This window comes from Kocuria rhizosphaericola (assembly GCF_044462205.1).
In the GTDB taxonomy this organism is placed as follows: Bacteria; Actinomycetota; Actinomycetes; order Actinomycetales; family Micrococcaceae; genus Kocuria; species Kocuria rhizosphaericola.
Genome location: NZ_JBISWK010000172.1, coordinates 1 through 21,563 on the forward strand (window position 1 = coordinate 1; position 21,563 = coordinate 21,563).

Consider the following 21,563-nt stretch of genomic DNA (forward strand, 5'->3'; position numbering starts at 1 on the left):
CAGCTCCTCCGGGAGCCGGGCGGCCCGTCGTCCGTCCCGTCGTGCGTCCCGTCGTCCGTCTCGGGGACGGTGGCCGTCGCGGGATCTCAGGGTGCGTCGCAGCCGACGACCTCGTAGAGCGCCGCCCCGCCCTCGCGCTCGGCCAGCGCGAGACCGGGGGCGGCCTGCGGGTCGACGGCGTTGATGCCCGCGTAGTCCCGGGCCTGTCGGGCCTCGGGGATGATGAACTGCGTGCCGAAGTCCAGGACCCACTCCACGTCCAGCTCCGCGGCGGCGGCGCAGGCCGGGCCGTCCGGGGTGGCGGCGCCGATCCCGGTCGCGATCGCGTGCAGGTCCGGGTCCAGCTCCCGCAGCTCGGTGGCGGGCGCCTCGACGTGGTACTGCGTCACGGGCCGGTCCGCGACCGCGTAGGCCAGGGAGCCCCCGTTCCACGGGTTGACGGCGATGACGTCCCCCGGCTCGGTGAGCTCGTCGAGGCGCTGCAGCAGCTCGTACTCGTCCTGGCTGACGATGCTCTCCGGGCCCTCCCACGCGTAGTACTGCTTGCCCCACCGGGTCGCCTGGGTCAGGGACTCGACCTGGGAGTACGGCACCGCGAGGGCCAGTACCACGACCGCCGCGACGGGAAGGGCGGCGCGGCCGGCCCGGGGCCGGCCCGCGAACGAGGCCAGGGCCTCGAGGCCGCGGGCCAGGCCCTCCACCACGTGCGCGCCGCCGAGGGCGATGAGCGGCACGGCCGTCAGCGGGAGCGTGGCCGCGAGGCGGTACGAGTCGGTGTACCACCCGCCCACGAGCCACTGCCGGGCCGGGCTCTCCTCGCCCGCGGCGGCCACGGCGTAGAGGTAGGCGAGGACCAGGTGGGCGACCACCAGCCAGCGCAGTCTCCGCCGGGCGACGGCGGCGTAGATCCCCGCCCCGGTGAGCAGCACGAGGACCCAGGGCACGTCCTCCCGGCCGTTGGCGCCGAAGAGCAGGGCCTCCCCGGCCGCCCGCGCCAGGGTGGTGGTCGGCTCCCACACGAACGACGTGGTCAGCACGTTCCACAGGAGCAGCCACGCGGTGACCGCGACCGCGGCGACCGCCACGAGCACGAGCGCGGGGCCGCGGCGCCGGGCGCCGGCGGCGGCCCGCAGGCCGAGCCACCACGCCGTGGCCGCCACGGGCACCGCGACCACGAGCAGGGCCAGGAACGCGTTGGGCTGGGAGACGAACAGCGCGCCGAGGGTGACCACCAGGCTCGCGGCCAGGCGCACCCGTCCGGCCGCGTCCGGGGTGCGCGCCGTCCGGTCCGCGGTCACCGCTGGGCCGAGCAGCCGCACGAGCAGGCCGAGGGACACGGGGGCGATCGCCAGGGCGAGGATGTTGGGGAAGAGCGGCCCCCACGCCATCAGGCCCAGCGGGAAGACGCTGAAGCCGGCGGCGGCGGTGCCCGCGAGGACGGCCGCCACCGGGGACGGCCCGACCAGGCTGCGGGCCAGGAAGATGCACGAGGCGGGCCAGACGAGCCCCGCCACCGCGAGCAGGGTCAGGTTGTGGGCGACGAACACGCTGTCGCCGGTGAGGGGCACCACGAGGGACGCCAGCTGGTGCCACGCCGCGGGGTACAGGGCGATCGCGCTGTCCGGGCTCACCATCCGGTTCAGGGTCAGGGTCGAGCCGTTGCCGGTCTCCACGACGTAGCGGATGGCGTTGAGGTGGAAGATGTTGTCCCAGCGCTGGGCCATCGCCTCCGGGACGCCGATCACGGACGTCAGCCGGCGCACCAGGAGGACCGCTCCGATCGCCAGGCCTGCGGCCGCGCCCGCCGGGAACAGCCAGCGGCGGCCGTCGCCGCCGCGCGCCCCGGGATCCTGCGGGCCCGCACCGGCGGGGTGCGAGCCGGGCACGTGCCCGCCGCGGGGGAGCAGCCGACCGACCAGCCACGCCAGCGCCGCCAGCACCAGGGCGGCGAGCACCTGGGAGAGGACGCCGTAGGGGACGCCCACCAGGTCCAGGACCACCCCCGTGAGCCCGACGACGGCGACGCTGAACGCCGGTGCGGTCAGCAGGGTCCGGCCCCCGCGCTGCCCGAAGGCCCACAGCAGGGCCAGCCCGGGCAGCCACAGGAACGCCAGCAGGACCAGGAACGCCGGGAGGTGCGGCCACCAGTCCGTCAGCACGTCGGTCCTGCGGATCTCGGCCTGGCAGCGGGCACGGTCTCGTCCTCACGGTGGGGGGAAGGGTCGGCACGATCATAGCGGCCGCCCCGGGCCCCGCCTCCGTCCTGACCGGCGGGTCCGGCCCGCTGTGCGAGAATGTCCGGGTGAGTCGTTCGTGGATCGTCATGCCCGTGTACAACGAGGCGGCCGTCGTGGGAGAGGTGCTGAAGGAGCTCCGCAAGACCTTCCCGCACGTCGTCTGCGTCGACGACGGATCCTCCGACGACTCGGCCCGGATCTGCGCCGACGCCGGCGCCGTCGTCGTCCAGCACCCCATCAACCTGGGGCAGGGCGCGGCGCTGCAGACCGGCTTCGAGTACGCCCTGCAGGACCCCGGGATGGACTGCGTGGTCACGTTCGACTCCGACGGCCAGCACCGCGTGGCGGATGCGTGGGACATGGTCGAGCGGATCCGCTCCGGAGAGGCCGAGGTCGTGCTCGGCTCCCGCTTCCTCGACCGGCGGACCCGGATCTCCCCGCTCAAGCGGATCGTGCTGCGCACCGCCGCGTTCTTCTCGAAGCTGTCCACCGGCATGGACCTCTCCGACGCCCACAACGGGCTGCGCGCCATCGACCGGGGCACCCTGTCCCGGATCCGGCTGACCCAGAACCGGATGGCGCACGCCTCCGAGATCGTCAACCAGCTCGCCGACATCCGGCCCCGCTGGGTCGAGCACCCGGTCGAGATCATCTACACGGACTACTCGAAGTCCAAGGGGCAGTCGCTGCTCAACGGCGTGAACATCCTCGCCGAGCTGTTCGTCAAGTAGTCCGCACCCAGTCCGCACCGTCGAAGGGAAGAGCCGTCCGATGATCTACGCCGTCCAGATCCTGCTGGTCCTGGCCGTGGGCTACGGCGCGCTCGCCCTGATCCGCGGCGGGGCCAACGCCAAGCACCAGGCGATCCGCCGGGTGGTGGGCCTCGCGTTCTTCGTCTTCGCGGCGCTGTCCATCTTCTTCCCCGACCTGCTCACCGGCGTCGCCCAGTTCTTCGGGATCGGGCGCGGCACGGACCTCGTCCTGTACGGCTTCGTGGTGGTCTTCATGATCACCCAGGCCACTTCCGCGCTGCGCAACCGCCAGCAGGAGGTCAACGTGACCCGGCTCGCCCGGCACATCGCCGTGACCGAGGCGGAGCGGCCGTGGGCCCCGGCCCCGGCCCACGCCGAGCGGGCCTCGGTGCGCTCCTTCGCGGAGACCTCCCCGGCGGAGCGCCCCGCCGGCTGACTGCTCCCGGCAGCGCTCAGGCCTCCCGGCTCAGACCTCGCGGAGCACCCGGGAGAGCAGGTCCGGCCGGTCGGTCATGACGCCGTCCACGCCCCACTCCAGCAGACGTCGCATGTCGTCCTCCCGGTCGATCGTCCACACGTCGACCCGGAGACCCGCCTGCTGGGCGGCCCGCAGGAGCCGGGGCGTGAGCACCCGCAGCCCCAGGAAGGTGTCGGGCGGCTGCAGGCCCTGGAACGGGAACGTGTAGTGGCCGTGCCGGCTCAGGAGGCACAGCAGCCGGAAGGCCGCGAACTCCGTGAGGGCGGCCGCCGTGGGCACCGCTCCGCCCGAGACCTGGCGGAAGCGCCGGATGGAGGCCGTGCGGTTCGTCGCGACGAGCGTGCGCCCCTGGGCGCCCGCCGCCTGGATGGTCCGCCAGACGATCTCCTCGGCCCCGGGGCGGTTGCCCTTGAGCTCGATCGCCACGCGGTGCTCGGGGAACGCCTCATAGACCTCCGCGAGCGTGGGGACGTGCACCCCGCGCCCCCGCCACGGGAACGTCCTGCCGTCGGGGGTGAATGCGTGCCCGGCGTCCAGGCGCCGCAACTCCGCGACGGACATCAGCGCCACGGCTCCGGTCCCGTCCGTGGTGCGGTCCACCGTGAGGTCGTGCATCAGCACGGCCGCGCCGTCGGCGGAGGCCTGCACGTCGAGCTCCAGCACCACGTCTCCGAGGGCCTCGGCCGCCCGGAACGCCTCGAGGGTGTTCTCCGGCGCGACCGCGGCGCCGCCCCGGTGGGCGAAGGCGGCCGGCCAGCCCCGGGGCGCGAGAGCCCTCGGACCCGGGGACGGGACCTCCAGGTGCCGGCCGAGCGCCGCGCCGACCCCGCTCGTGAGCAGGTTTCCGGCGAACGGGACGGCCGCGCGCAGCAGCGCCCGGGCCCGCGCGGGGACATCGGGGCGCGTGCCGTCCTGCTGAGGGGTCACATGGGTCACGGGCGGTCCTCGCGTTCGGCGGCGGCGTCCGCACCGCGGGCGGTGCCGTGGGACGGACGCGCGGTGGGGAGCGTGTTCGCCCGCTCACACTACGGCCCGGCGGCACCGTGCGCACGCCGACACCGCGGGCACGCCCGCGAGGACGGTTCGGACGGAGCGGAGCGGCGCCGCGGCGCAGGTTTCATGCGCCCGCATCCTGTGACAGACCATGTGTTTCCGTACGGGAACAACGTCGCAGGTCAGCGACGGCTGTCCACAGGAGGCCGGGACGGGAGTGTGGGGACGACGGCGGACTGGCCTATGTTCCTGTGCATGCGCTCCGGGGGGAGCGTCCCCGGCGCGGGTCCCGCGCCGGGCAACGCGCAGGGGGACGGATGACGGCACTGCTCTCCGAGGACGCGCTCGGGCTCGTCGAGGCCGAGGTGCGCGAGCTGATCCGGCGCCGGGGCCTGGACCCGGTGCTGGAGCTGGAGCGGACCCGGGAGCTGGTGGACGCCGCGGTGCGCGACTACGACCAGCGCTCGGCGCGCGGGGTGCTGCCGGCCCTGGCCGACCTGGACGCCGCCCGGCGGGTGCTGCTGGACCTGGTCGCCGGGTTCGGCCCGCTGCAGCCGCTGCTCGACGACCCACGGATCGAGGAGATCTGGATCAACGGCCCGGCGGAGGTCTACGCCGCCCGTGGCGGGGAGTCCGAGCTGACGAGCCTGGTGCTGACCGAGGCGCAGATCCGCAACCTCGTGGAGCGCATGCTCAAGTCCTCGGGGCGCCGACTGGACCTGTCCTCCCCGTTCGTGGACGCGGCGCTGCCGGACGGGTCCCGGCTGCACGTGGTGATCCCGGACGTGACGCGCCGGCACTGGGCCGTGAACATCCGCAAGTTCGTGGCCCGGGCCCGGCGGATGGACGACCTCGTGGAGCTGGGCTCGCTGCCGCCGCGCGCGGCGCGCTTCCTCGACGCGGCCGTCGCCAGCGGGCTCAACATCCTCGTCTCGGGTGCCACGCAGGCCGGCAAGACCACGTTGCTCAATTGTCTCTGCGCCTCGATCGGTCCCCGGGAGCGAGTGGTGACGGTCGAGGAGATCTTCGAGCTGCAGGTCCCGCTGCGCGACGTCGTGGGGATGCAGTGCCGCCAGCCCAACCTGGAGGGCACGGGCGAGATCCCGCTGCGCCGGCTCGTGAAGGAGGCGCTGCGGATGCGCCCGGACCGGCTCGTGGTCGGGGAGGTGCGGGAGGCGGAGAGCCTGGACATGCTCATCGCGCTCAACAGTGGCCTGCCGGGGATGTGCAGCCTGCACGCGAACTCGGCCCGGGACGCCGTGACCAAGATCTGCACCCTGCCGCTGCTGGCCGGGGAGAACATCAGCACCGGATTCGTGGTGCCCACGGTGGCCTCCTGCTTTGACCTCGTGGTGCACTGCCACCGCGACGGGCACTGTCGGCGCCGGGTGAGCGAGATCCTCGCGATCGGCAACCGGGTCGAGAACGGCGTGATCGAGACGTACCCCGTGTTCGCCGAGGTCGACGGCGCTCTGCTCGCGGTGGCCGCCGAGGCACCGGCGGCGTGGAAGTTCGAGCGGGCCGGGCACCGGGTCAGCGAGCTGCTGGCCGAGGACGGCCCGCTCGGAGCTGTGCGGTGAGCGCGGCGCTGGGCGTGCTGCTGGGGGCGGGTGTCTTCCTGCTCTGGTGGTCCTGCTGGGCCGAGGACGCGCCGCGACCGGTCGGCTCGCGGCCTCCCGGCCGGCTGCGCGAGCTGCTCCTGCGCGCGGACCTGGCCCGGGTCGGTCCGGCGGGCCTGCTGGCCGCCTGCGCGGTGGCCGGGACAGTGGGCGGACTGCTCGTCGCCGCGGTCACGGGTGCGGCCGTCCTCGGCCTGTGCGCCGCCGTCCTGGGGGCCTGGGTCCCCGTGGCGGTGGTCCAGCACCGGGCCCGGAGCAGGGCGGCCGCCCTGCGCGAGGTGTGGCCCGACGTCGTCGACCACCTGCGCTCGGCGATCCGGGCCGGGATGTCCCTGCCCGAGGCGCTGATCCAGCTGCAGTACCGCGGGCCGGAGCCGGTGCGCCCGGCCTTCGCCCGGTTCGCCGCCGACTACCGGGCCTCGGGGCAGCTGCAGGGGCGCTCACCCTGCTCAAGGACCGGCTGGCCGACCCCGTGGCCGACAACATCGTCGAGGCCCTGCGGGTGACCCGGGAGGTCGGCGGGACCGACCTCGGACGGCTCCTCGGGACGCTGTCGGAGTTCCTGCGGGAGAACGCCCGCACCCGGGGGGAGCTGGAGGCCCGCCAGTCCTGGACGGTCAACGCCGCCCGCCTGGCGGTGGCCGCACCGTGGATCGTGCTGGCACTGATGGCCACCCAGCCCGCCGCGATCCGGGCCTACGACACCCCGGCCGGTGCCCTCGTCCTGATCGGCGGGCTGCTCGTGTCCGTGACCGCCTACCGCCTGATGCTGCGGATCGGGGCCCTGCCCGAGCCCGCCCGGGTGCTGCGGTGAGTGCCTCCCCCGCGCTGCTGGTGCTCCTCGGTCTGGTGCACGCCGCCGGGCTGTGGCTGGTGCTCACCGGGACCCGGGTGACCGGCGGACCGTCCTTCGCGACCCGGATCTCCCCGCAGCTGCGCTCGGTGGAGGTCGAGTCGGCGCTGCTCGCCCGCCCCGGCCACCGTTCGGCCCGGGCCCTGGGCCGGTCCCCGGCGGGACTGGACCCGCTCGTGCGAGCTCTGGTCCACCGCGTGTTCCGGCACGCCGTCCCGTCGGCGGCCCTGGAGAGACGGCTGGTCCGCGCAGGGGCCACCACCACGGTGGCGGACTTCCGCGCAGAGCAGCTCCTGTTCGCCACCGGGGGTCTGCTGGCCGGCGTCCTGCTCGGCGTGGCCGGTGCGGCTCGCTGGGGCACGGGTCCCGGGGGAGTGCTGCTGGCCGTGGGTTCCACGACGGCCGCCGGGTACCTGCTGCGCGGACACCTGCTGAGCCGGCGGATCCGGGTCCGTGAGGCCCTGATGCTGGCCGAGTTCCCCGCCGTGGCCGAGCTGATGGCGCTGTCGGTCGGCGCGGGGGAGAGCGCGGTGGGTTCGCTCGAGCGGGTGTGCCGGGTCGCGGAGGGCGAGCTCACCGCGGAGTTCCGCGCGGTGCTCGCCCAGACCCGGTCCGGTGCCGGGCTCGTGCACGCCCTCCAGGACTTCTCCGCGCGCACGCCGGTGGCCCCGATCGGGCGGTTCGTGGACGGCATCGTCGTGGCCATCGAACGCGGCACGCCCCTTGCCGACGTGCTCCGGGCCCAGGCTCAGGACGTGCGGGACAACGACAAGCGCGAGCTGATGGAGGCCGCCGGGCGCAAGGAGATCGCCATGATGGTCCCCCTGGTGTTCTTCGTGCTGCCGCTGACGGTCGTGTTCGCCGTGTACCCCGGTCTCGCCGTTCTCGAGCTCGGCTTCTGACCTCTCATCCGGGCGGCCGGACACGGGCCGCCCACCAGGAAAGGACACCCCTCATGACACACCTCCACCGGCTCGCCGCCCTGCTCGGCGTCCTCCCCCTCGCGCTGTCCGCACTGCGCGGCCGGCTCCGCGCCGACGAGCCCGACCGCGGGGACGTCCCCGGCTGGGTGATGCTGACCCTGATGTCCGCGGTGCTCGTGGCCGGTCTGCTCCTGGTGGCTCAGCCGGCCCTGGAGGGGCTCTTCCAGGACGCGATGGCCCGCGTGAGCCAGAACTGAGCATGGGCGGGAACCGCGCCCGGCCGGACGCCGGGCCCCGGGAGGCGGACCGGGGGAGCGCGGTGGTCGAGTACGTGATGGTGGCCGGCCTCGTGGCGATGATCTTCGCGGCCACGCTGCAGCTCGCCCTGGCCCTGCATGTGCGCAACACCCTCGTCGACGCCGCCGCGGCCGGCGCCCGGTACGGCACCCTGGCTGACCGCTCGCCCGAGGACGGGGTCGACCGGACCCGCCGGATCGTCTCCGGCGCCCTCGGGCCCCGGTACGCCCAGGACGTCGTCGCGACCCCCGTGACGGTGGGTGAGCTGCGGACCTTGGAGGTCAGGGTGGTCTCGCCGTTGCCGGTGGTCGCGCTGTTCGGCCCGCCCGACTCCCTGGAAGTGCGCGGCCATGCCGTCCTCGACGACTGAGACGACCGAGACGACCGAGGAGGCCCGTGTGACCGAGGAGGCCCGTGCGACCGAGGTGCCCGCCGGGCCCGTGAGGCCGGCGAACGGTGACGAGGGCAGCGCGGTCGTGGAGTTCGTCGCGCTGGGCACGCTGCTGCTCGTCCCCGTGGTCTACTTCGTGCTCGCGGTGGCCCAGGTCCAGGCCGGGGCCTTCGCGGTCGTGGCCGCCGCGCAGCAGGCCTCCCAGGTGCTGGCCCGGGCCGAGCCCGGGGAGCTCTCGGACGCCGGGCTGACGGCGGCGGCGCAGCTGGCGGCCACGGACCACGGATTCGCCCCCGACCGGCTGGCGGTCCGGCTCGAGTGCTCCGACGGCGCCTGCGCGGCGCCCGGCGCGGTGGCCACGGTGCACACCACCCTGGAGGTCCCGCTGCCGCTGGTGCCCGGGTTCACGGACCTGGACGTCGCCGTGCTGACGTCCTCGGCCACGGTCGTGGTGGGGCGGTACGGATGAGCAGGCGGCCCGCCGGCCCGGACGTACGGCAGCACGACGACCGGGACGACGGCCAGGTCACGATCCTGGTCATCGGCTTTGCGGTCGTGCTGCTCCTGCTGACGGTCGTGGTCATGGGCGTCACCGCGGTCTACGTGGGGGAGCGCAAGCTGCAGGTGCTGGCGGACAACGCCGCGCTCGCCGCGGCCGACACGTTCGTGGCGCTGCGCCCGGGGGAGGGCGGCGCCCCGCCGGCGACGGTCCTGGACGACGACGCCGTGGCGGGGGCCGCGGCCGCCTACCTCGGCACGGTCCGGGCTTGGAACGACACCCCGGGCCTGGCCCTGGCCGCACCCACCGGGAGCCCGGACGGCCGGACCGCGGAGGTGACGCTGTCCGCCGTCGTGCACCCGCCGGTGGTCAACCTCCTGGTGCCCGACGGCATCCCGATCACCGCCACGAGCGAGGCCCGCGCGCAACTGGGCCGATAGCAGCGATCCCAGCGCCGAACTCACCGGTTCCGCCCGAGATGCCCGAAGAAATGGCCGGATCTCGGGCGGAACCGGTGAGTTCGGCGGCAGAGGGTGCGGTGGCAGGGGGCGGTCAGTAGCCGGCCGGGAGGACGGCGGAGCGGTCGAACTCCTCCGTGGTGCGCACCTTCCCGTCCTCGTCGATCAGCGTCACGCCCTTCTCGGAGCCGCGGCGGCTGCCGCCGGAGATGTCGGCGCCCATGTCGGCCACGACGTTCTCGAGGGTCACCCCGGCCCCCACCCGGACGCCGTCCAGCAGCACGGAGCCGCGCACCGTGGCGCCCTCCTCGACGACGACGCCGGGCCCGAGCACGGAGTGCTCCACGGCGCCGCGCACGATCGCGCCCGCGGCGACCATGGACCCGCGCAGCTCGGCGCTGCCGGCGATCCGGGCGGGCACCCGCTGCGGCTGGGCCGAGAGGATCGGCCAGCCGGGGTCGTCCAGGGTGACGCCGTCGCCGTCGAGCATCTGCAGGTGGGCGGTCCAGTAGGACTGCAGGGTGCCCATGTCCATCCAGTAGCCGTCCAGGCGGTGCTCCACCACCGTGCGGTGCGCCACGAACCATGGGACCAGGTCGTTGCCGTAGTCCTCGAGCCGGCCCTCCTGCTCGTGCAGGACGTCCAGGGCCTCCAGCAGCCGGTCCGCGTCGTAGAGGAACATCTCGCCGGCGACCAGCCGCCCCCGGGGCTCGTCCGGTTTGTAGTCGAAGCCGGTGACGCGCCCGTCGTCGTCGGTCTGCACCACGCCGTAGCGGGAGGGGTCCTCGTCGACGAGCGTGGTGACGACGGTCAGGTCGGCGTCGCGCGCGAGGTGGGTGTCGATCACGTCGAGGAAGTTCAGCGTGTAGAGGTGGTCGGCGCTGAGCACCAGGACCAGGTCCGGGGCGAAGTCGCGGATCAGGTCCTTCTGCCGGTAGAGGGAGTCCGCGTTGCCCTCGGCGAAGCCGCCCTCGCCCTCGGTCCCCTCGTACGGGGGCAGCACCTGGAGGCCGCCGTGGGTGCGGTCCAGGTCCCAGGGGCGCCCGTTGGCCAGGTGCTGGTTGAGGCTGTGCGGCAGGAACTGCTCCACGACCCACACGTCGGAGATGTGGGAGTGCACGAGGTTGGACAGGGCGACGTCGATGAGCCGGTAGGTGCCGGCCACGGGCAGGGCGGGCTTGACCTTCTTCTCGGTCAGGGCGCCGAGGCGGGAGCCCTTCCCGCCGGCGAGGATCAGGGCCAGCGTGCGGGGGATGCGCATCGTGCTTCCTCTCTCTCGGCCCCATCCTGCCAGAGCGGGAGCGGGCGGGGCCGGGGTGATTTGCCCCCATGGGATAATCTTGGCTTCCATGGCCTCCCTTGACTTCCCGGCAGAGATCTCCGCCCTCCGTTCCACGTTCGCGTCCATCGAGGCCGTGAGCGACGTCGACGCCATCAAGCGGGACATCGCCGAGCTCTCGCAGCAGGCGACCGCCCCGGACCTCTGGGACGACCAGGCCGCGGCGCAGAAGATCACCTCCAAGCTCTCCCACAAGCAGTCCGACCTCGAGCGGCTCGAGAAACTGGGCGGCCGCATCGACGACATCGAGGTCATGGTGCAGCTGGCCGCCGAGGAGGACGACGCCGAGACCCTGGAGCTCGCCGTGGAGGAGCTCGCCGCGGTGAAGAAGGCGCTCTCCCGGCTCGAGGTCCAGACCCTGCTCTCGGGCGAGTACGACGAGCGCGAGGCCGTGGTGACCATCCGCTCCGGTGCCGGCGGCGTGGACGCCGCCGACTTCGCCGAGATGCTGATGCGCATGTACCTGCGCTGGGCCGAGCGCCACGGCTACCCGACCACCGTCCTCGACACCTCCTACGCGGAGGAGGCCGGACTGAAGTCCGCGACCTTCGAGGTCAAGGCCCCCTACGCCTTCGGCACCCTGTCCGTGGAGGCCGGCACCCACCGGCTCGTGCGCATCTCCCCGTTCGACAACCAGGGCCGGCGCCAGACCTCGTTCGCGGCCGTGGAGGTCATCCCGCTCATCGAGCAGGACGACTCGATCGAGATCCCCGAGTCCGAGATCAAGGTGGACGTCTTCCGCTCCTCGGGCCCCGGCGGGCAGTCCGTGAACACCACGGACTCCGCGGTGCGGATGACCCACATCCCCACGGGCATCGTCGTGTCCATGCAGAACGAGAAGTCCCAGATCCAGAACCGCGCCGCCGCGCTGCGCGTGCTCCAGTCGCGGCTCCTCCTGCAGCGCCAGGAGGAGGAGAGCGCCAAGAAGAAGGAGCTGGCCGGGGACGTCAAGGCGTCCTGGGGCGACCAGATGCGCTCCTACGTGCTGAACCCGTACCAGATGGTCAAGGACCTGCGGACCAACCACGAGGAGGGCAACCCCTCCGCCGTCTTCGACGGCGCGATCGACGGCTTCGTCGACGCCGGCATCCGCTGGCGCGCCGACCAGCGCCACGCCCCGGCCGACGCCTGAGCTCCCGGCGGTCCCCGCACGGACCCCGGCCGGTCCCGCGACCGGCCGGGGCCTCGCGCTCAGCGGCGCAGGAAGCGCGCGACCGTCCGCGCCGGCAGGGCGCGGGACCCCGGTCCCGCAGGGCCGTCCTCGGGGAGCTCGACCGCCGGGTACAGCTCCTCCGCCTCCCGCAGCTTCGCGCGGTGCAGCCGCGCGGCCGTGGCGGGGAAGGAGGGGGACCGCGCCGGTGGGGCCGGTTCCGTGCTGCCGGTCGGCGTGACGGACCAGCCCGTTCCGGCCTCGAGCAGGGACTGGTGCTTGACGCGGTAGTAGTCCGGGCTGACCTCCAGCGCGGTGCCCTCCGCGCCGCACGCGGCGGCGAGCAGGTGGAAGTGGAACCGGGAGGTGAGCCACGTCTGGCCCGGGCGCGCCGGGAAGCCCTCCTGCCAGACCCGGGTGAAGGGCACGAAGCTCTCCTCGGGGACGAGGTCGGCGAGCCGGTCGAAGGCCGCTCGGTCCGCGCCGGGGATCGCCTCGAGGTAGCGCACGGTCCGGCCGGCCAGCGCCGGGCCCGTCAGCGCGGCCCGCACTGCGGCGACGGCGTCGTCGAGGACCCCGGGCTCGGACATGTCGCTCTGCAGGCACACCCACACGTCCCCCTCGGCGTCGCCCTCGGCCGGGGCGCCGGTGAAGCCCGCGAGGTCCGGGAGACCGAGGAAGGCGTCGTCGGGGGCGCGGTCGGCCCGGCAGAGCTGGGCGCTGGGGGCGTCGCGGACCGTGGCGTGGTCGAAGGCTCCGAGCGCGGCGCGCAGGCCCTCGGCGTCGGCGGCCGGGGTCAGGCCCAGCCCGGTGGCCACGAGCCGTGCGCCGGAGACCTCGCGCAGCCGCAGCGCCGCGCGCAGCAGGCGCGCGTGGTGCGGCCAGATGGAGTTCAGGTACCCGCCGCCGATGAAGTGGACCGAGCCGGCCCGGCGGGCGCCGAGCAGGCCGAGGTCGTAGCGCGGGGACCCCAGGTGCGTCACCACCCGGTCCACGTGGGCGTCCGCCTCGGCCGGGTCCATCCCCGTCGTCTCGAAGGCGAGCCGCCACAGGGTGTCGGTGGTCCGCAGCCGCGGGTGCAGGCCCGCGAACAGGTGGGACGCCAGCCCCGGGTTCGGGCAGTCGAGCCACACCTCGGCGCCGGGCCGGGCGCGGGCGAGGAAGCGCAGCCACGAGGCGGCGATGAACTCGTCGCCGAAGTTCGGGTGACCGCTCGTGCCGACGAGGTACAGGACGTCCGCGACGGGCGGGCGTTCGGTGGGGGCTGAGTCCAGCATCCGCCCAGCCTACCGGGTGCAGGCGCGGTGACCTGGGGCGACGCACTCGCGCCGGGTCCGCCGGGTCCGGCCGCCGGCCGTCGGTCCCGCGCGGGCGCCGTGGCGTAGGATGGAGGACCTGCCGCGTGCCCCGGTGCGCGGCCGATCCCCGTCCGCACCGTTCTCAGGGAGGAGGCCCATGGCCAAGAAGGACACCGGTCGCCAGGTCGTCGCCAACAACAAGAAGGCCCGGCACGACTACCACATCCTCGACACCTACGAGGCCGGGCTCTCGCTCATGGGCACCGAGGTGAAGTCCCTGCGCATGGGGCGCGCCTCGCTCGTGGACGGGTTCTGCCAGTTCACCGACGGGGAGCTCTGGCTCGAGGGCGTCCACATCCCCGAGTACCTGCAGGGCTCGTGGACCAACCACTCCGCCCGCCGCCGCCGGAAGCTGCTCCTGCACCGCAGCGAGATGGACAAGATCCAGCAGAAGACGCGGGAGTCCGGCTTCACGATCGTGCCGCTGTCCCTCTACTTCGTGGACGGGAAGCGGGCCAAGGTGGAGATCGCCGTGGCCAAGGGCAAGCGGGAGTACGACAAGCGCCAGACCCTGCGGGAGCAGCAGGACAACCGCGAGGCCCAGCGGGCCATGCGCTACAAGAACCTGGGCTGAGCGACCCGCCCCGGTGCTTGCGGACGGCGCGTACCGCGCGGTAGACTAGGTTGTCCCGCTGAGGCGGGATGCTTGACAAACGAATATGGGGATGATCGGTTTCGACGATGTGAGTTGAGACAGGGGAAGCGGGTCGAGGACGCAGAGTTATCTCGTAAACGCTCTCTGTAAAACAATAGTTGCCAATTCCAAGAGCAACGTCACCGCGTCCAAGAGCACCTTCGCCCTCGCGGCGTAAGTGCCACTAGACCACTGATGTGACTGTCAGCCCGGGTTCGCCTTCGACCCGGGGCCTGGCATCAGCTAGAAGGCCACTGCTCCAGCCGTTCGTCGCGGGCGTCTGGAGAACACTTTCGCGACTGAGTCCGTCGGCCACGTGTCTGCACGAGGGCCGGGACTGAGAAGACGTCAAGCAGACTGCACCCGGAGAAGCCCTGACAAAGCTGCATCGGACGGGGGTTCAATTCCCCCCATCTCCACGAGATCCCTGACCGGGGAGCGCTGCGAGGCGCTCCCCGGTTTTTTCGTGCCCGGACTCTCGTTCCGGACGTCTCCGTCCCGGTCCCGGCCCGGGCCGTGCCCGGTGGGGGAAAGGGGCCCTCCCGGCGGGCCGTGTGACAAGCTGGTGCCGTACCGCCGACGACCGAAAGGGCAACGCCATGAGCCAGAACGACAACACGCCAGACCAGAGCGGCACCGGTGCCGGCGGGTCGTCGAGCTCCGGCCGCCAGGACCCGCCCGAGTACGGTCAGCGCGTCGAGGGAGCACCCTCCGGCCCCTCCTACGAGCCGCCGCGCTACGGCCAGGGAGCCCCCGGCGACCAGTACTCCGCCCCGCAGTACGGCCAGGGGCAGCAGGGCTACCAGAGCCAGTACGGCCAGGGTCAGTACGACCAGGGTCAGTACGGCCAGGACTCCTACAACCAAAGCCAGTACGGCCAGGGGCAGCAGGGCTACCAGAGCCAGTACGACCAGGGCCAGTACGGCCAGGGCTCCTACAACCAGGGCCCGTACGGCCAGGGGTCCTACAACCAGGGCCAGTACGGCGGTCAGGGCTACCAGGGTCAGCAGGGCTATCAGGGCCAGTACGACATGGGCGGCTACGGCGGTGCCCAGAGTCCTGCCGGCAAGGGGCTGGGGATCGCCTCGCTGGTCCTCGGCATCCTGGCGCTGCTGGCGTCCTGGATCCTCGGGCTGGGCCTGATCCCGGGCATCGTGGGTCTGGTCCTGGGCATCGTGGCGGTGCGCAAGCTGGGCAGGACGCCCGGCGCCTCCAAGGCCCTGCCGATCGTGGGCATCGTGCTCTGTGCCCTGGGCATCCTGGCCAGCGTGGTGTTCTTCTTCGCGGAGATCGCGTTCGTCGGGGAGATCGTCTCGGCCTGCGGCCAGTACGCCGAGGACCAGGTGGCGCTCGAGCAGTGCATCAACGAGCAGATGGGTCTCGGCACGACCCCGCGGTGAGTGCCGGCCCGGACGGGCACGGCGCGCACGGAGGGCCCGCACCGACCGGTGCGGGCCCTCCGTCGTCGTCCGTCCGGCGTCAGGAGCCGGTGCCGAGCATCCCCAGCACCTCGTCGTGGAGCAGTCCGTTGGTGGCCAGCGCGTTGCCGCCGAAGGGACCGGGCTCGCCCTCGAGGGAGGTGAACCGGCCGCCGGCCTCCTCGACCACGGGCACGAGCGCGGCCATGTCGTGCAGGCTGAGCTCGGGCTCGCAGGCGATGTCCACGGCGCCCTCGGCGAGGAGGCAGTAGGACCAGAAGTCGCCGTAGGCCCGGGTCCGCCAGACCTCGTCGGTGAGCTCCAGGAAGCGGTCGCGCACGCCGCGGTCCCGCCACCCGGTGAGCGAGGAGTAGGACAGCGAGGCGTCGGACAGCCGCCCGACCTGGGAGACGTGGATGCGCTGGGCGTTGGCCAGGGACTTGCCGGTGAAGGCGCCGGTGCCGGACGCCGCCCACCAGCGGCGGCCGAGCGCCGGTGCGGAGACCACGCCGACCACGGGCCGGCCCTCGTCGACGAGGGCGATCAGGGTGGCCCACACCGGTACGCCGCGCACGAAGTTCTTGGTGCCGTCGATGGGGTCCACGACCCACTGCCGGGCGCCGCTGCCGGTGGCCCCGTACTCCTCGCCGATCACCGCGTCCCGGTTGCGCGTGCGCCCCAGCTGGGCGCGGATGAGCTGCTCGGCCTCACGGTCGGCGTCGGTCACGGGGGTGAGGTCGGGCTTGGTCTCCACCGCGAGGTCCTGGGCCTTGAACCGGCGCATGGTCAGGCGGTCCACGGCGTCGGCCAGGATGTGGGCGAGGCGGAGGTCGTCGGTGTAGTTGCTGGGGCTGCGCATTGGACCAACCTACCCCGAACCGGTCCCGAGCCTGGTCGGACGAGGGTGGCCGCCAGGCGGCCCGGAGCGTCACTGGACGCCGAGCTCCTTGTCCTCTCGGGACTCCCCGGGGCGCTCCCCGGCCCCGAGCAGGCGGCGCAGGGAGACCAGCCGGGACTCGCCCGCGTCCCCGGCGCGGCCCTGCGCCACCCAGGCGTCCAGGGCGCAGCCGGGGGAGGTGTCCGTGTGCCGGCAGCCCTTGGGGCACTCGGCGATGGCCTCGGCGAGCTCGTCGAAGGACTCCACGATCCGGTCGTGGTCCACGTGCGCCAGGCCGAACGAGCGGATGCCCGGGGTGTCGATGATCCAGGATCCGGGGGAGGCGTCCTCGACCTTCAGGGCCAGGGCCGACGACGACGTGTGCCGGCCGCGGCCGGTCACCGCGTTCACCCCGCCGGTGGCCCGGTCGGCACCCGTGAGGGCGTTGACGAGGGTGGACTTGCCCACGCCGGAGTGCCCGAGCAGCACCGAGACGCGACCGTCGAGCCGCTCGCGCAGGGCCTCGACGAGCTCGGGGTCGAGGGGCAGTGTGGACCCGTCGTCGTCGGCCGGGACGTCCTGGGCGGGGCCCGAGACGAGCACGGGCAGCTCGAGCGCGGTGTAGTGCGAGATCAGCTCGGCGGGGTCCCGCAGGTCGCTCTTGGTGATGCACAGCAGAGGCTCGATGCCGGCGTCGTAGGCGGCCACGAGGGAGCGGTCGATGAAACCCGTGCGGGGCTCGGGGTTGGCGGCGGCCACGACGACCACGAGCTGGTCGGCGTTGGCGACGACGACCCGCTCGACCGGGTCGTCGTCGTCCGCGCTGCGCCGCAGGACGGTGGAGCGCTCCTCGATCCGCACGAGGCGGGCCAGCGAGTCCGGGGCGCCGCTGACGTCCCCGACGAGGCCCACGAGGTCCCCGGCGACCACGGGCCGGCGGCGCAGCTCCCGGGCGCGCACCGCCACGACCAGCCGCTCCCGGGGCGTGTCCTCCTCGAGGATCGCGGTGTAGCGGCCGCGGTCCACGGTGACGATGCGGCCGGTGACGGCGTCCTCGTGCGCCGGGCGCTCCTTGGTGCGCGGGCGGGAGCCGGACTTGCTGGGGCGGACGCGGACGTCCGACTCGTCCCAGTCGCGCCGGACGGAGTCCCTACGCGTCACGGCTCGTGCCCGTGAGCTCCGCCCACAGCCGCGGGAACTCGGGCAGGGTCTTGGCGGTGGTCGCGATGTTCTCGACCCGGACGTCCGGGACCACGAGGCCGATCACGGCGCCGGCGGTGGCCATGCGGTGGTCCTCGTAGCTGTGGAACGTGCCCCCGTGCAGGGGCGCCGGCCGGATGACCAGTCCGTCCTCGGTCTCCTCGGCGTCGCCGCCGAGCCGGTTGATCTCGGTGACCAGCGCCGCGAGCCGGTCGGTCTCGTGGCCGCGCAGGTGCGCGATGCCGCGCAGCCGCGAGGGCGTGCCGGCGACCGCGCACACGGCCGCGACGGCGGGCGCGAGCTCCCCGGCGGCGCCGAGGTCGAGGTCGACCCCGGACACGGTGGCCGGGCCCGTGACGGTGAAGGTCCCGTCCGCGAGCTCCACCGCCGCGCCGAAGGCCGGGAGGATGTGCTTCCAGTGGTCGCCGCCCTGGGTGGTGCGGGTGGGCCAGCGCGGCACCGAGACCCGTCCGCCGGTCACCACGGCGGCGGCCAGGAAGGGTCCCGCGTTGGAGAGGTCCTGCTCGATGGTCACGTCGAAGGCCCGCACCGGCCCGGGGGCCACCCGCCACTCGTCGGGCACGGAGTCGTCCACGGAGACCCCGAGGCCGCGCAGGACCTCGACGGTCATCTCGACGTGCGGCATGGACGGCACGCCGCGCCCGTCCGCGCCGCGGTGGCGCAGCACGAGCCCGCGGTCGAAGTGGGCACCGGCGAGCAGCAGGGCGGAGACGAACTGGCTCGAGCCGGTGGCGTCGATCTCCAGCTCCCCGCCGCGCACGCCGCCGGTGCCGTGCACGGTGAAGGGCAGCCGGCCCCGGCCGTCGTCCTCGACGCGCAGGCCCAGACCGCGCAGGGCGTCGATCACCGGTCCCATGGGGCGCACCCGGGCGCCCGGGTCGCCGTCGAAGGTGACGGCGCGCCGTGCGAGGGCGGCGACGGCCGGCACGAAGCGCATCACGGTCCCGGCCAGACCGCAGTCGACCACGACCGGCTCCGTGGCGTCCCACGGGGCGGGCTCGACGAGCAGGTCGGGACCGAAGCCGCCGTCCCCCTGCACCTCCTCGACGCCGGCGCCCAGGGTGCGCAGGGCCTCGACCATGAGCCGGGAGTCCCGGGAGTGCAGGGGCGAGCGCAACCGGCACGGACCGTCCGCGAGGGCGGCCAGCAGCAGGTACCGGTTGGTGAGGGACTTCGAGCCCGGCACCGTCAGCTCGGCGACGACGGGACGGGCGCCGACGTACGGAGCCGGCCACAGCTCGTGCTGCGGGACCGGCTCCGCGGCGTCGGGGTGGGTCACGGGGGCGGAGGACTCCGACGACTTCACGACAGGGGGACCGTGGCCTAGCCCTGCTTGACGGCGTGCTGGAGGGCCTTCTCGGCCTTGGCGACCTGCTTCTGGGTGTCCTTGCCCAGCTTGGAGGCGTTCTTGCGGACGTCCCCGGCCAGGTGCTCGGCGCGCCACAGCAGGGACGGGCTGCCCTCGGTGTCCACGGCGGCGAGCATGACCGCGCCCACGAGCGAGGCGTTCTTGAACGCGGTGGAACGGCGGGCGGCCTTCTGCTCCGCGGTGCTCGCCTCGGCGGCGCGGTAGTCGGCGTAGGCGTTGAGGGCCGTGGTGGTCACGAGGACGCCCGCGGAGAGGCGGGGCAGCCGGCCGAGGCCGAAGAGCACAGCCGCGCCGACCTGGGCGGCGGCGAGGCCCTGGGCCACCACCGCGTGGTTCTGGAGCGCCGGGCCGGCCTGCGGGAACGCCTTCGTGACCGCGGACACGGCGGGGGCGAGGTGCTGGGCGGCGCTGGACGAGGTGCGGAAGCTCTCCACCCCGTTGGCGACGTAACCGGTGGCCAGCAGCGGGCGGGCGATGCGACGGACGATGCTCATGGGTTCCTCCTCGGCGGCGGACGGTACCGCGGGGCTGTGTCGGGCGGGTCTGGTTCGGCGGACGGCGCCGCTCGTCCCATCCTAGCCACGGGGACCGGGCATGGCGCGAGCAGGCGGGCACTACGGCGGGAATAGGCGTGGCGGTGTCTCCCGTTGTGCAGGACAGCGAGCGGCCCACAGGGGCCGGCCACCACGACAGTCAGCGAGCGGACCCGCACGGCCGGGGGAGAGGAGCAGCCATCACTGCCCCCACGAGCGTTCTCGAGCCGGCCCCGGCCCGTGCGCACGTCCCCGTAGACTGGTCCGTGATGAACGAGCAGAACCAGCAGGGGCCCGCCCCCGAGCGCACCGAGCCGCCCGTCGACGTCGAGACCGAGAGTCCCGAGGCCCGGAAGGCGCGCTTCGAGCAGGACGCCATGGAGTACGTGGACCAGCTCTACGCCGCCGCCCTGCGCATGGCTCGCAATCCGGCCGACGCGGAGGACCTGGTCCAGGAGGCCTACACCAAGGCCTTCTCGGCGTTCCACCAGTACCGGCCCGGCACGAACCTCAAGGCGTGGCTGTACCGCATCCTCACGAACACGTACATCAACCTCTACCGCAAGCGGCAGCGGGAGCCGCTGCAGGCGAACACCGACACGGTCGAGGACTGGCAGCTGCACCGCGCCGAGTCCCACACGTCCTCGGGGTTGCGCTCCGCGGAGGTCGAGGCCCTGGACCACCTGCCGGACAGCGACGTCAAGCGCGCCCTGCAGGAGCTGCCCGAGGAGTTCCGGCTCGCGGTGTACTTCTCCGACGTGGAGGGCTTCGCGTACAAGGAGATCTCCGAGATCATGGACACGCCGATCGGGACGGTGATGTCCCGCCTGCACCGCGGGCGGAAGCTGCTGCGCGAGAAGCTCGCCGACTACGCCGGCGAGCGCGGCTTCGACACGTCCAGGGTGACCGGCGACAAGAAGAAGGAAAAGGACAAGTAGACATGGCCGACTGCGAGAGCCTCGGAGGCTGCACCGACGAGAGGATCCGCCTGATCTACGAGTACCTCGACGGGGTGCTCCCGGCGGACGACCTCGACGAGATCCACGGCCACCTCCTCGAGTGCCGGGAGTGCGCCCGCGAGTACGACCTGGAGCGCGTGATCCGCTCCGTGGTCCGGCGGTCGTGCGCGGAGACCGCGCCCGCCGATCTGCGGGTCTCCATCCTCGCCCGGCTGCACGGGCAGCGCCAGGACCCCCCGGCCGCCTGAGCACGGCGCCCCGGAGCCGGGCGCACGGAAGGGCCCCGGNGGACCGCTGAGGCGGTCCGGGGCCCTTCCGTCACGGCGTCGCCGGGGTCCGGGGGGACCTCAGGCGTTGGGGCGCTTGCCGTGGTTGGCGCCGCTCTTGCGGCGGTCCTTGCGCTTGCGTCCGCGCTTGCTCATGCGAGCCTCCTGTCTGTCCGCGGTCGTCCGCGGCGGATCGTGGGTGTCGGCGTCCGTTCCCGCGTGGTCTGGTGATGTCAGCGGCGGCCGGACGAGGCACTGCCCGCCATTCTCTCACACGCGGGACGGGCGGGGCTCACTGGGGCTCGGGCAGGTCCAGCCAGTCGTACCAGCCGCGGTGCAGCACGAGCCACGCCATCAGCCCGTAGCCGGCCTGTCCCGGGTGGCCGTGGTTGGCCGCGAGGTCCTTGCGCCACTGCTCGTGGTGCTGCAGGGGGTTGAACGTGTCCACGTAGACGTGGTTGCGCCGGGTCGTCACGTCCGCGTAGGCGGCCGAGAGGTCCGCGATCCGGCGATTGCGCTCGGCGTCCATCGTGGGCGGGGGGCCGACGACGAGGACCCGCACGTTGTGCTGCGAGGCGGTGTCGATGATGTTCGCCATGTTCAGCCGGGACCGCGCACTCGTGATGGACAGGTCGATGTCCAGGGTGGAGGGCGCGATGACCAGGCGGTTGTCGTGGCCCGGGGAGAAGCGGCGGGCCGCCTCCTCGAACCAGCGCTCGTTGAGCGACTCGCTGCCCTCCGCGGGCGCCGCCAGGTTGTAGGCCGACACGGGGACCACGTGGTGCGGGGTCCGGGCCATGACCCGCCCGAACCAGCCGAGGCCCCGGGGGTCGCCCTCGCCGGCCAGCAGCTCGTCACCGACTGCGACAATTCTGATCCTTCGTTGCTCCACGTCGTTCTTTCTGGTCGGGGTGCGGGTTGTCTGGGGGACGAGCGGCG

The 21,563-nt window shown here is 73.5% G+C and carries 23 protein-coding genes, 1 other RNA gene and 1 pseudogene; 15 read left to right on the forward strand and 10 right to left on the reverse strand.

Features of this window, described 5'->3' with window-relative positions; all coding sequences use genetic code 11:
- Nucleotides 1–86 precede the first annotated feature (86 nt).
- Nucleotides 87–2,159 (reverse strand): DUF6541 family protein, encoded by a 2,073-nt coding sequence (locus ACH9D2_RS17560; RefSeq protein ID WP_396364113.1) that lies wholly within the window; start codon nucleotides 2,157–2,159, stop codon nucleotides 87–89.
- Between the two features lie 143 nt (nucleotides 2,160–2,302).
- Here ACH9D2_RS17560 and ACH9D2_RS17565 point away from each other — a divergent pair, with 143 nt between their 5' ends.
- Entirely contained in the window at nucleotides 2,303–2,968 is a 666-nt protein-coding gene (locus tag ACH9D2_RS17565; protein ID WP_396364115.1) for a glycosyltransferase family 2 protein, read from the forward strand.
- Nucleotides 2,969–3,008: 40 nt separating this feature from the next.
- Nucleotides 3,009–3,425 (forward strand): DUF2304 domain-containing protein, encoded by a 417-nt coding sequence (locus ACH9D2_RS17570; RefSeq protein ID WP_396364116.1) that lies wholly within the window; start codon nucleotides 3,009–3,011, stop codon nucleotides 3,423–3,425.
- Between the two features lie 30 nt (nucleotides 3,426–3,455).
- Here the strand turns inward: ACH9D2_RS17570 and ACH9D2_RS17575 are convergent, their stop codons facing one another.
- Nucleotides 3,456–4,403 (reverse strand): glycerophosphodiester phosphodiesterase, encoded by a 948-nt coding sequence (locus ACH9D2_RS17575; protein ID WP_396364118.1) that lies wholly within the window; start codon nucleotides 4,401–4,403, stop codon nucleotides 3,456–3,458.
- 374 nt (nucleotides 4,404–4,777) lie between these two features.
- Between ACH9D2_RS17575 and ACH9D2_RS17580 the strand changes: the two genes are divergently transcribed.
- From ACH9D2_RS17580 to ACH9D2_RS17610, 7 genes and pseudogenes are all read left to right on the forward strand, one after another.
- Nucleotides 4,778–6,040 carry an ATPase, T2SS/T4P/T4SS family gene (locus tag ACH9D2_RS17580; RefSeq protein ID WP_396364119.1) on the forward strand — a complete coding sequence of 421 codons (1,263 nt, stop codon included), beginning with the start codon at nucleotides 4,778–4,780 and terminating at the stop codon, nucleotides 6,038–6,040.
- Nucleotides 6,037–6,893 (forward strand): annotated as a pseudogene (locus ACH9D2_RS17585) (type II secretion system F family protein). The gene ACH9D2_RS17580 and the pseudogene ACH9D2_RS17585 overlap by 4 nt, the downstream one beginning before the upstream one ends.
- Nucleotides 6,890–7,834, forward strand: a complete 945-nt coding sequence (locus ACH9D2_RS17590; RefSeq protein ID WP_396364120.1) for a type II secretion system F family protein — start codon at nucleotides 6,890–6,892, stop codon at nucleotides 7,832–7,834. The pseudogene ACH9D2_RS17585 and the gene ACH9D2_RS17590 overlap by 4 nt, the downstream one beginning before the upstream one ends.
- 53 nt (nucleotides 7,835–7,887) lie before the next feature.
- Entirely contained in the window at nucleotides 7,888–8,112 is a 225-nt protein-coding gene (locus tag ACH9D2_RS17595; protein ID WP_396364121.1) for a hypothetical protein, read from the forward strand.
- 2 nt (nucleotides 8,113–8,114) lie between these two features.
- Nucleotides 8,115–8,522 carry a TadE/TadG family type IV pilus assembly protein gene (locus ACH9D2_RS17600; RefSeq protein WP_396364122.1) on the forward strand — a complete coding sequence of 136 codons (408 nt, stop codon included), beginning with the start codon at nucleotides 8,115–8,117 and terminating at the stop codon, nucleotides 8,520–8,522.
- A gap of 28 nt (nucleotides 8,523–8,550) precedes the next feature.
- Nucleotides 8,551–9,012: a hypothetical protein gene (locus ACH9D2_RS17605; protein ID WP_396364123.1), complete on the forward strand. Its 462-nt coding sequence runs from the start codon at nucleotides 8,551–8,553 to the stop codon at nucleotides 9,010–9,012.
- Complete coding sequence (locus ACH9D2_RS17610; RefSeq protein ID WP_396364124.1) at nucleotides 9,009–9,482, forward strand: pilus assembly protein TadG-related protein; 474 nt, start codon at nucleotides 9,009–9,011, stop codon at nucleotides 9,480–9,482. The genes ACH9D2_RS17605 and ACH9D2_RS17610 overlap by 4 nt, the downstream gene beginning before the upstream one ends.
- Before the next feature lie 112 nt (nucleotides 9,483–9,594).
- Here ACH9D2_RS17610 and ACH9D2_RS17615 read toward each other — a convergent pair whose 3' ends face one another.
- On the reverse strand, nucleotides 9,595–10,761 hold the full coding sequence (locus tag ACH9D2_RS17615) for a sugar phosphate nucleotidyltransferase (RefSeq protein ID WP_396364125.1): 1,167 nt from the start codon (nucleotides 10,759–10,761) through the stop codon (nucleotides 9,595–9,597).
- Between the two features lie 88 nt (nucleotides 10,762–10,849).
- Here ACH9D2_RS17615 and prfB point away from each other — a divergent pair, with 88 nt between their 5' ends.
- The gene (prfB, locus tag ACH9D2_RS17620; RefSeq protein ID WP_396364126.1) at nucleotides 10,850–11,971 is read left to right on the forward strand and encodes a peptide chain release factor 2; all 1,122 of its coding nucleotides are present in this window, start codon (nucleotides 10,850–10,852) and stop codon (nucleotides 11,969–11,971) included.
- Between the two features lie 59 nt (nucleotides 11,972–12,030).
- Here the strand turns inward: prfB and ACH9D2_RS17625 are convergent, their stop codons facing one another.
- Nucleotides 12,031–13,266, reverse strand: a complete 1,236-nt coding sequence (locus ACH9D2_RS17625; RefSeq protein ID WP_396364127.1) for a polysaccharide pyruvyl transferase family protein — start codon at nucleotides 13,264–13,266, stop codon at nucleotides 12,031–12,033.
- 178 nt (nucleotides 13,267–13,444) lie between these two features.
- Here ACH9D2_RS17625 and smpB point away from each other — a divergent pair, with 178 nt between their 5' ends.
- The 3 genes from smpB to ACH9D2_RS17640 all read left to right on the forward strand — a co-directional run bounded on the left by smpB (nucleotide 13,445) and on the right by ACH9D2_RS17640 (nucleotide 15,381).
- Nucleotides 13,445–13,921, forward strand: a complete 477-nt coding sequence (gene smpB / locus ACH9D2_RS17630) for an SsrA-binding protein SmpB (protein ID WP_396364128.1) — start codon at nucleotides 13,445–13,447, stop codon at nucleotides 13,919–13,921.
- 87 nt (nucleotides 13,922–14,008) lie between these two features.
- Nucleotides 14,009–14,403: a transfer-messenger RNA gene (gene ssrA / locus ACH9D2_RS17635) on the forward strand.
- Between the two features lie 177 nt (nucleotides 14,404–14,580).
- The gene (locus ACH9D2_RS17640; protein WP_396364129.1) at nucleotides 14,581–15,381 is read left to right on the forward strand and encodes a DUF4190 domain-containing protein; all 801 of its coding nucleotides are present in this window, start codon (nucleotides 14,581–14,583) and stop codon (nucleotides 15,379–15,381) included.
- A 79-nt stretch (nucleotides 15,382–15,460) separates the two neighbouring features.
- On the opposite strand, the gene hisN is transcribed toward ACH9D2_RS17640, so the two are convergent.
- From hisN to ACH9D2_RS17660, 4 genes are all read right to left on the reverse strand, one after another.
- Nucleotides 15,461–16,258 (reverse strand): histidinol-phosphatase, encoded by a 798-nt coding sequence (hisN, locus tag ACH9D2_RS17645; protein ID WP_396364130.1) that lies wholly within the window; start codon nucleotides 16,256–16,258, stop codon nucleotides 15,461–15,463.
- Between the two features lie 69 nt (nucleotides 16,259–16,327).
- A complete protein-coding gene (gene rsgA / locus ACH9D2_RS17650) occupies nucleotides 16,328–17,437 on the reverse strand; it encodes a ribosome small subunit-dependent GTPase A (protein ID WP_396364131.1) in 1,110 nt (369 codons plus the stop codon).
- Nucleotides 17,427–18,803: a 3-phosphoshikimate 1-carboxyvinyltransferase gene (gene aroA, locus ACH9D2_RS17655; RefSeq protein WP_396364132.1), complete on the reverse strand. Its 1,377-nt coding sequence runs from the start codon at nucleotides 18,801–18,803 to the stop codon at nucleotides 17,427–17,429. The genes rsgA and aroA overlap by 11 nt, the downstream gene beginning before the upstream one ends.
- 17 nt (nucleotides 18,804–18,820) lie before the next feature.
- Complete coding sequence (locus tag ACH9D2_RS17660) at nucleotides 18,821–19,360, reverse strand: DoxX family membrane protein (protein WP_396364133.1); 540 nt, start codon at nucleotides 19,358–19,360, stop codon at nucleotides 18,821–18,823.
- 308 nt (nucleotides 19,361–19,668) lie between these two features.
- On the opposite strand from ACH9D2_RS17660, the gene ACH9D2_RS17665 reads away from it, so the two are divergent.
- A complete protein-coding gene (locus ACH9D2_RS17665; RefSeq protein WP_396364134.1) occupies nucleotides 19,669–20,337 on the forward strand; it encodes a sigma-70 family RNA polymerase sigma factor in 669 nt (222 codons plus the stop codon).
- A 2-nt stretch (nucleotides 20,338–20,339) separates the two neighbouring features.
- Entirely contained in the window at nucleotides 20,340–20,606 is a 267-nt protein-coding gene (rsrA, locus tag ACH9D2_RS17670) for a mycothiol system anti-sigma-R factor (RefSeq protein WP_396364135.1), read from the forward strand.
- A 99-nt stretch (nucleotides 20,607–20,705) separates the two neighbouring features.
- Here the strand turns inward: rsrA and ACH9D2_RS17675 are convergent, their stop codons facing one another.
- Complete coding sequence (locus ACH9D2_RS17675) at nucleotides 20,706–20,780, reverse strand: 50S ribosomal protein bL37 (protein ID WP_396364136.1); 75 nt, start codon at nucleotides 20,778–20,780, stop codon at nucleotides 20,706–20,708.
- A 136-nt stretch (nucleotides 20,781–20,916) separates the two neighbouring features.
- Nucleotides 20,917–21,516, reverse strand: a complete 600-nt coding sequence (locus ACH9D2_RS17680; protein WP_396364137.1) for a GDSL-type esterase/lipase family protein — start codon at nucleotides 21,514–21,516, stop codon at nucleotides 20,917–20,919.
- Nucleotides 21,517–21,563 lie beyond the last annotated feature (47 nt).

Excerpts from the sequence above, each read along its gene's own strand:
- ACH9D2_RS17570 (WP_396364116.1), top strand. The coding sequence starts at position 3,009 with ATGATCTACGCCGTCCAGATCCTGCTGGTCCTGGCCGTGGGCTACGGC.
- ACH9D2_RS17580 (WP_396364119.1), top strand. The coding sequence starts at position 4,778 with ATGACGGCACTGCTCTCCGAGGACGCGCTCGGGCTCGTCGAGGCCGAG.
- ACH9D2_RS17595 (WP_396364121.1), top strand. The coding sequence starts at position 7,888 with ATGACACACCTCCACCGGCTCGCCGCCCTGCTCGGCGTCCTCCCCCTC.
- ACH9D2_RS17600 (WP_396364122.1), top strand. The coding sequence starts at position 8,115 with ATGGGCGGGAACCGCGCCCGGCCGGACGCCGGGCCCCGGGAGGCGGAC.
- ACH9D2_RS17610 (WP_396364124.1), top strand. The coding sequence starts at position 9,009 with ATGAGCAGGCGGCCCGCCGGCCCGGACGTACGGCAGCACGACGACCGG.
- ACH9D2_RS17615 (WP_396364125.1), bottom strand. The coding sequence starts at position 10,761 with ATGCGCATCCCCCGCACGCTGGCCCTGATCCTCGCCGGCGGGAAGGGC.
- prfB (WP_396364126.1), top strand. The coding sequence starts at position 10,850 with ATGGCCTCCCTTGACTTCCCGGCAGAGATCTCCGCCCTCCGTTCCACG.
- ACH9D2_RS17625 (WP_396364127.1), bottom strand. The coding sequence starts at position 13,266 with ATGCTGGACTCAGCCCCCACCGAACGCCCGCCCGTCGCGGACGTCCTG.
- smpB (WP_396364128.1), top strand. The coding sequence starts at position 13,445 with ATGGCCAAGAAGGACACCGGTCGCCAGGTCGTCGCCAACAACAAGAAG.
- ACH9D2_RS17640 (WP_396364129.1), top strand. The coding sequence starts at position 14,581 with ATGAGCCAGAACGACAACACGCCAGACCAGAGCGGCACCGGTGCCGGC.
- hisN (WP_396364130.1), bottom strand. The coding sequence starts at position 16,258 with ATGCGCAGCCCCAGCAACTACACCGACGACCTCCGCCTCGCCCACATC.
- ACH9D2_RS17660 (WP_396364133.1), bottom strand. The coding sequence starts at position 19,360 with ATGAGCATCGTCCGTCGCATCGCCCGCCCGCTGCTGGCCACCGGTTAC.
- ACH9D2_RS17665 (WP_396364134.1), top strand. The coding sequence starts at position 19,669 with ATGAACGAGCAGAACCAGCAGGGGCCCGCCCCCGAGCGCACCGAGCCG.
- rsrA (WP_396364135.1), top strand. The coding sequence starts at position 20,340 with ATGGCCGACTGCGAGAGCCTCGGAGGCTGCACCGACGAGAGGATCCGC.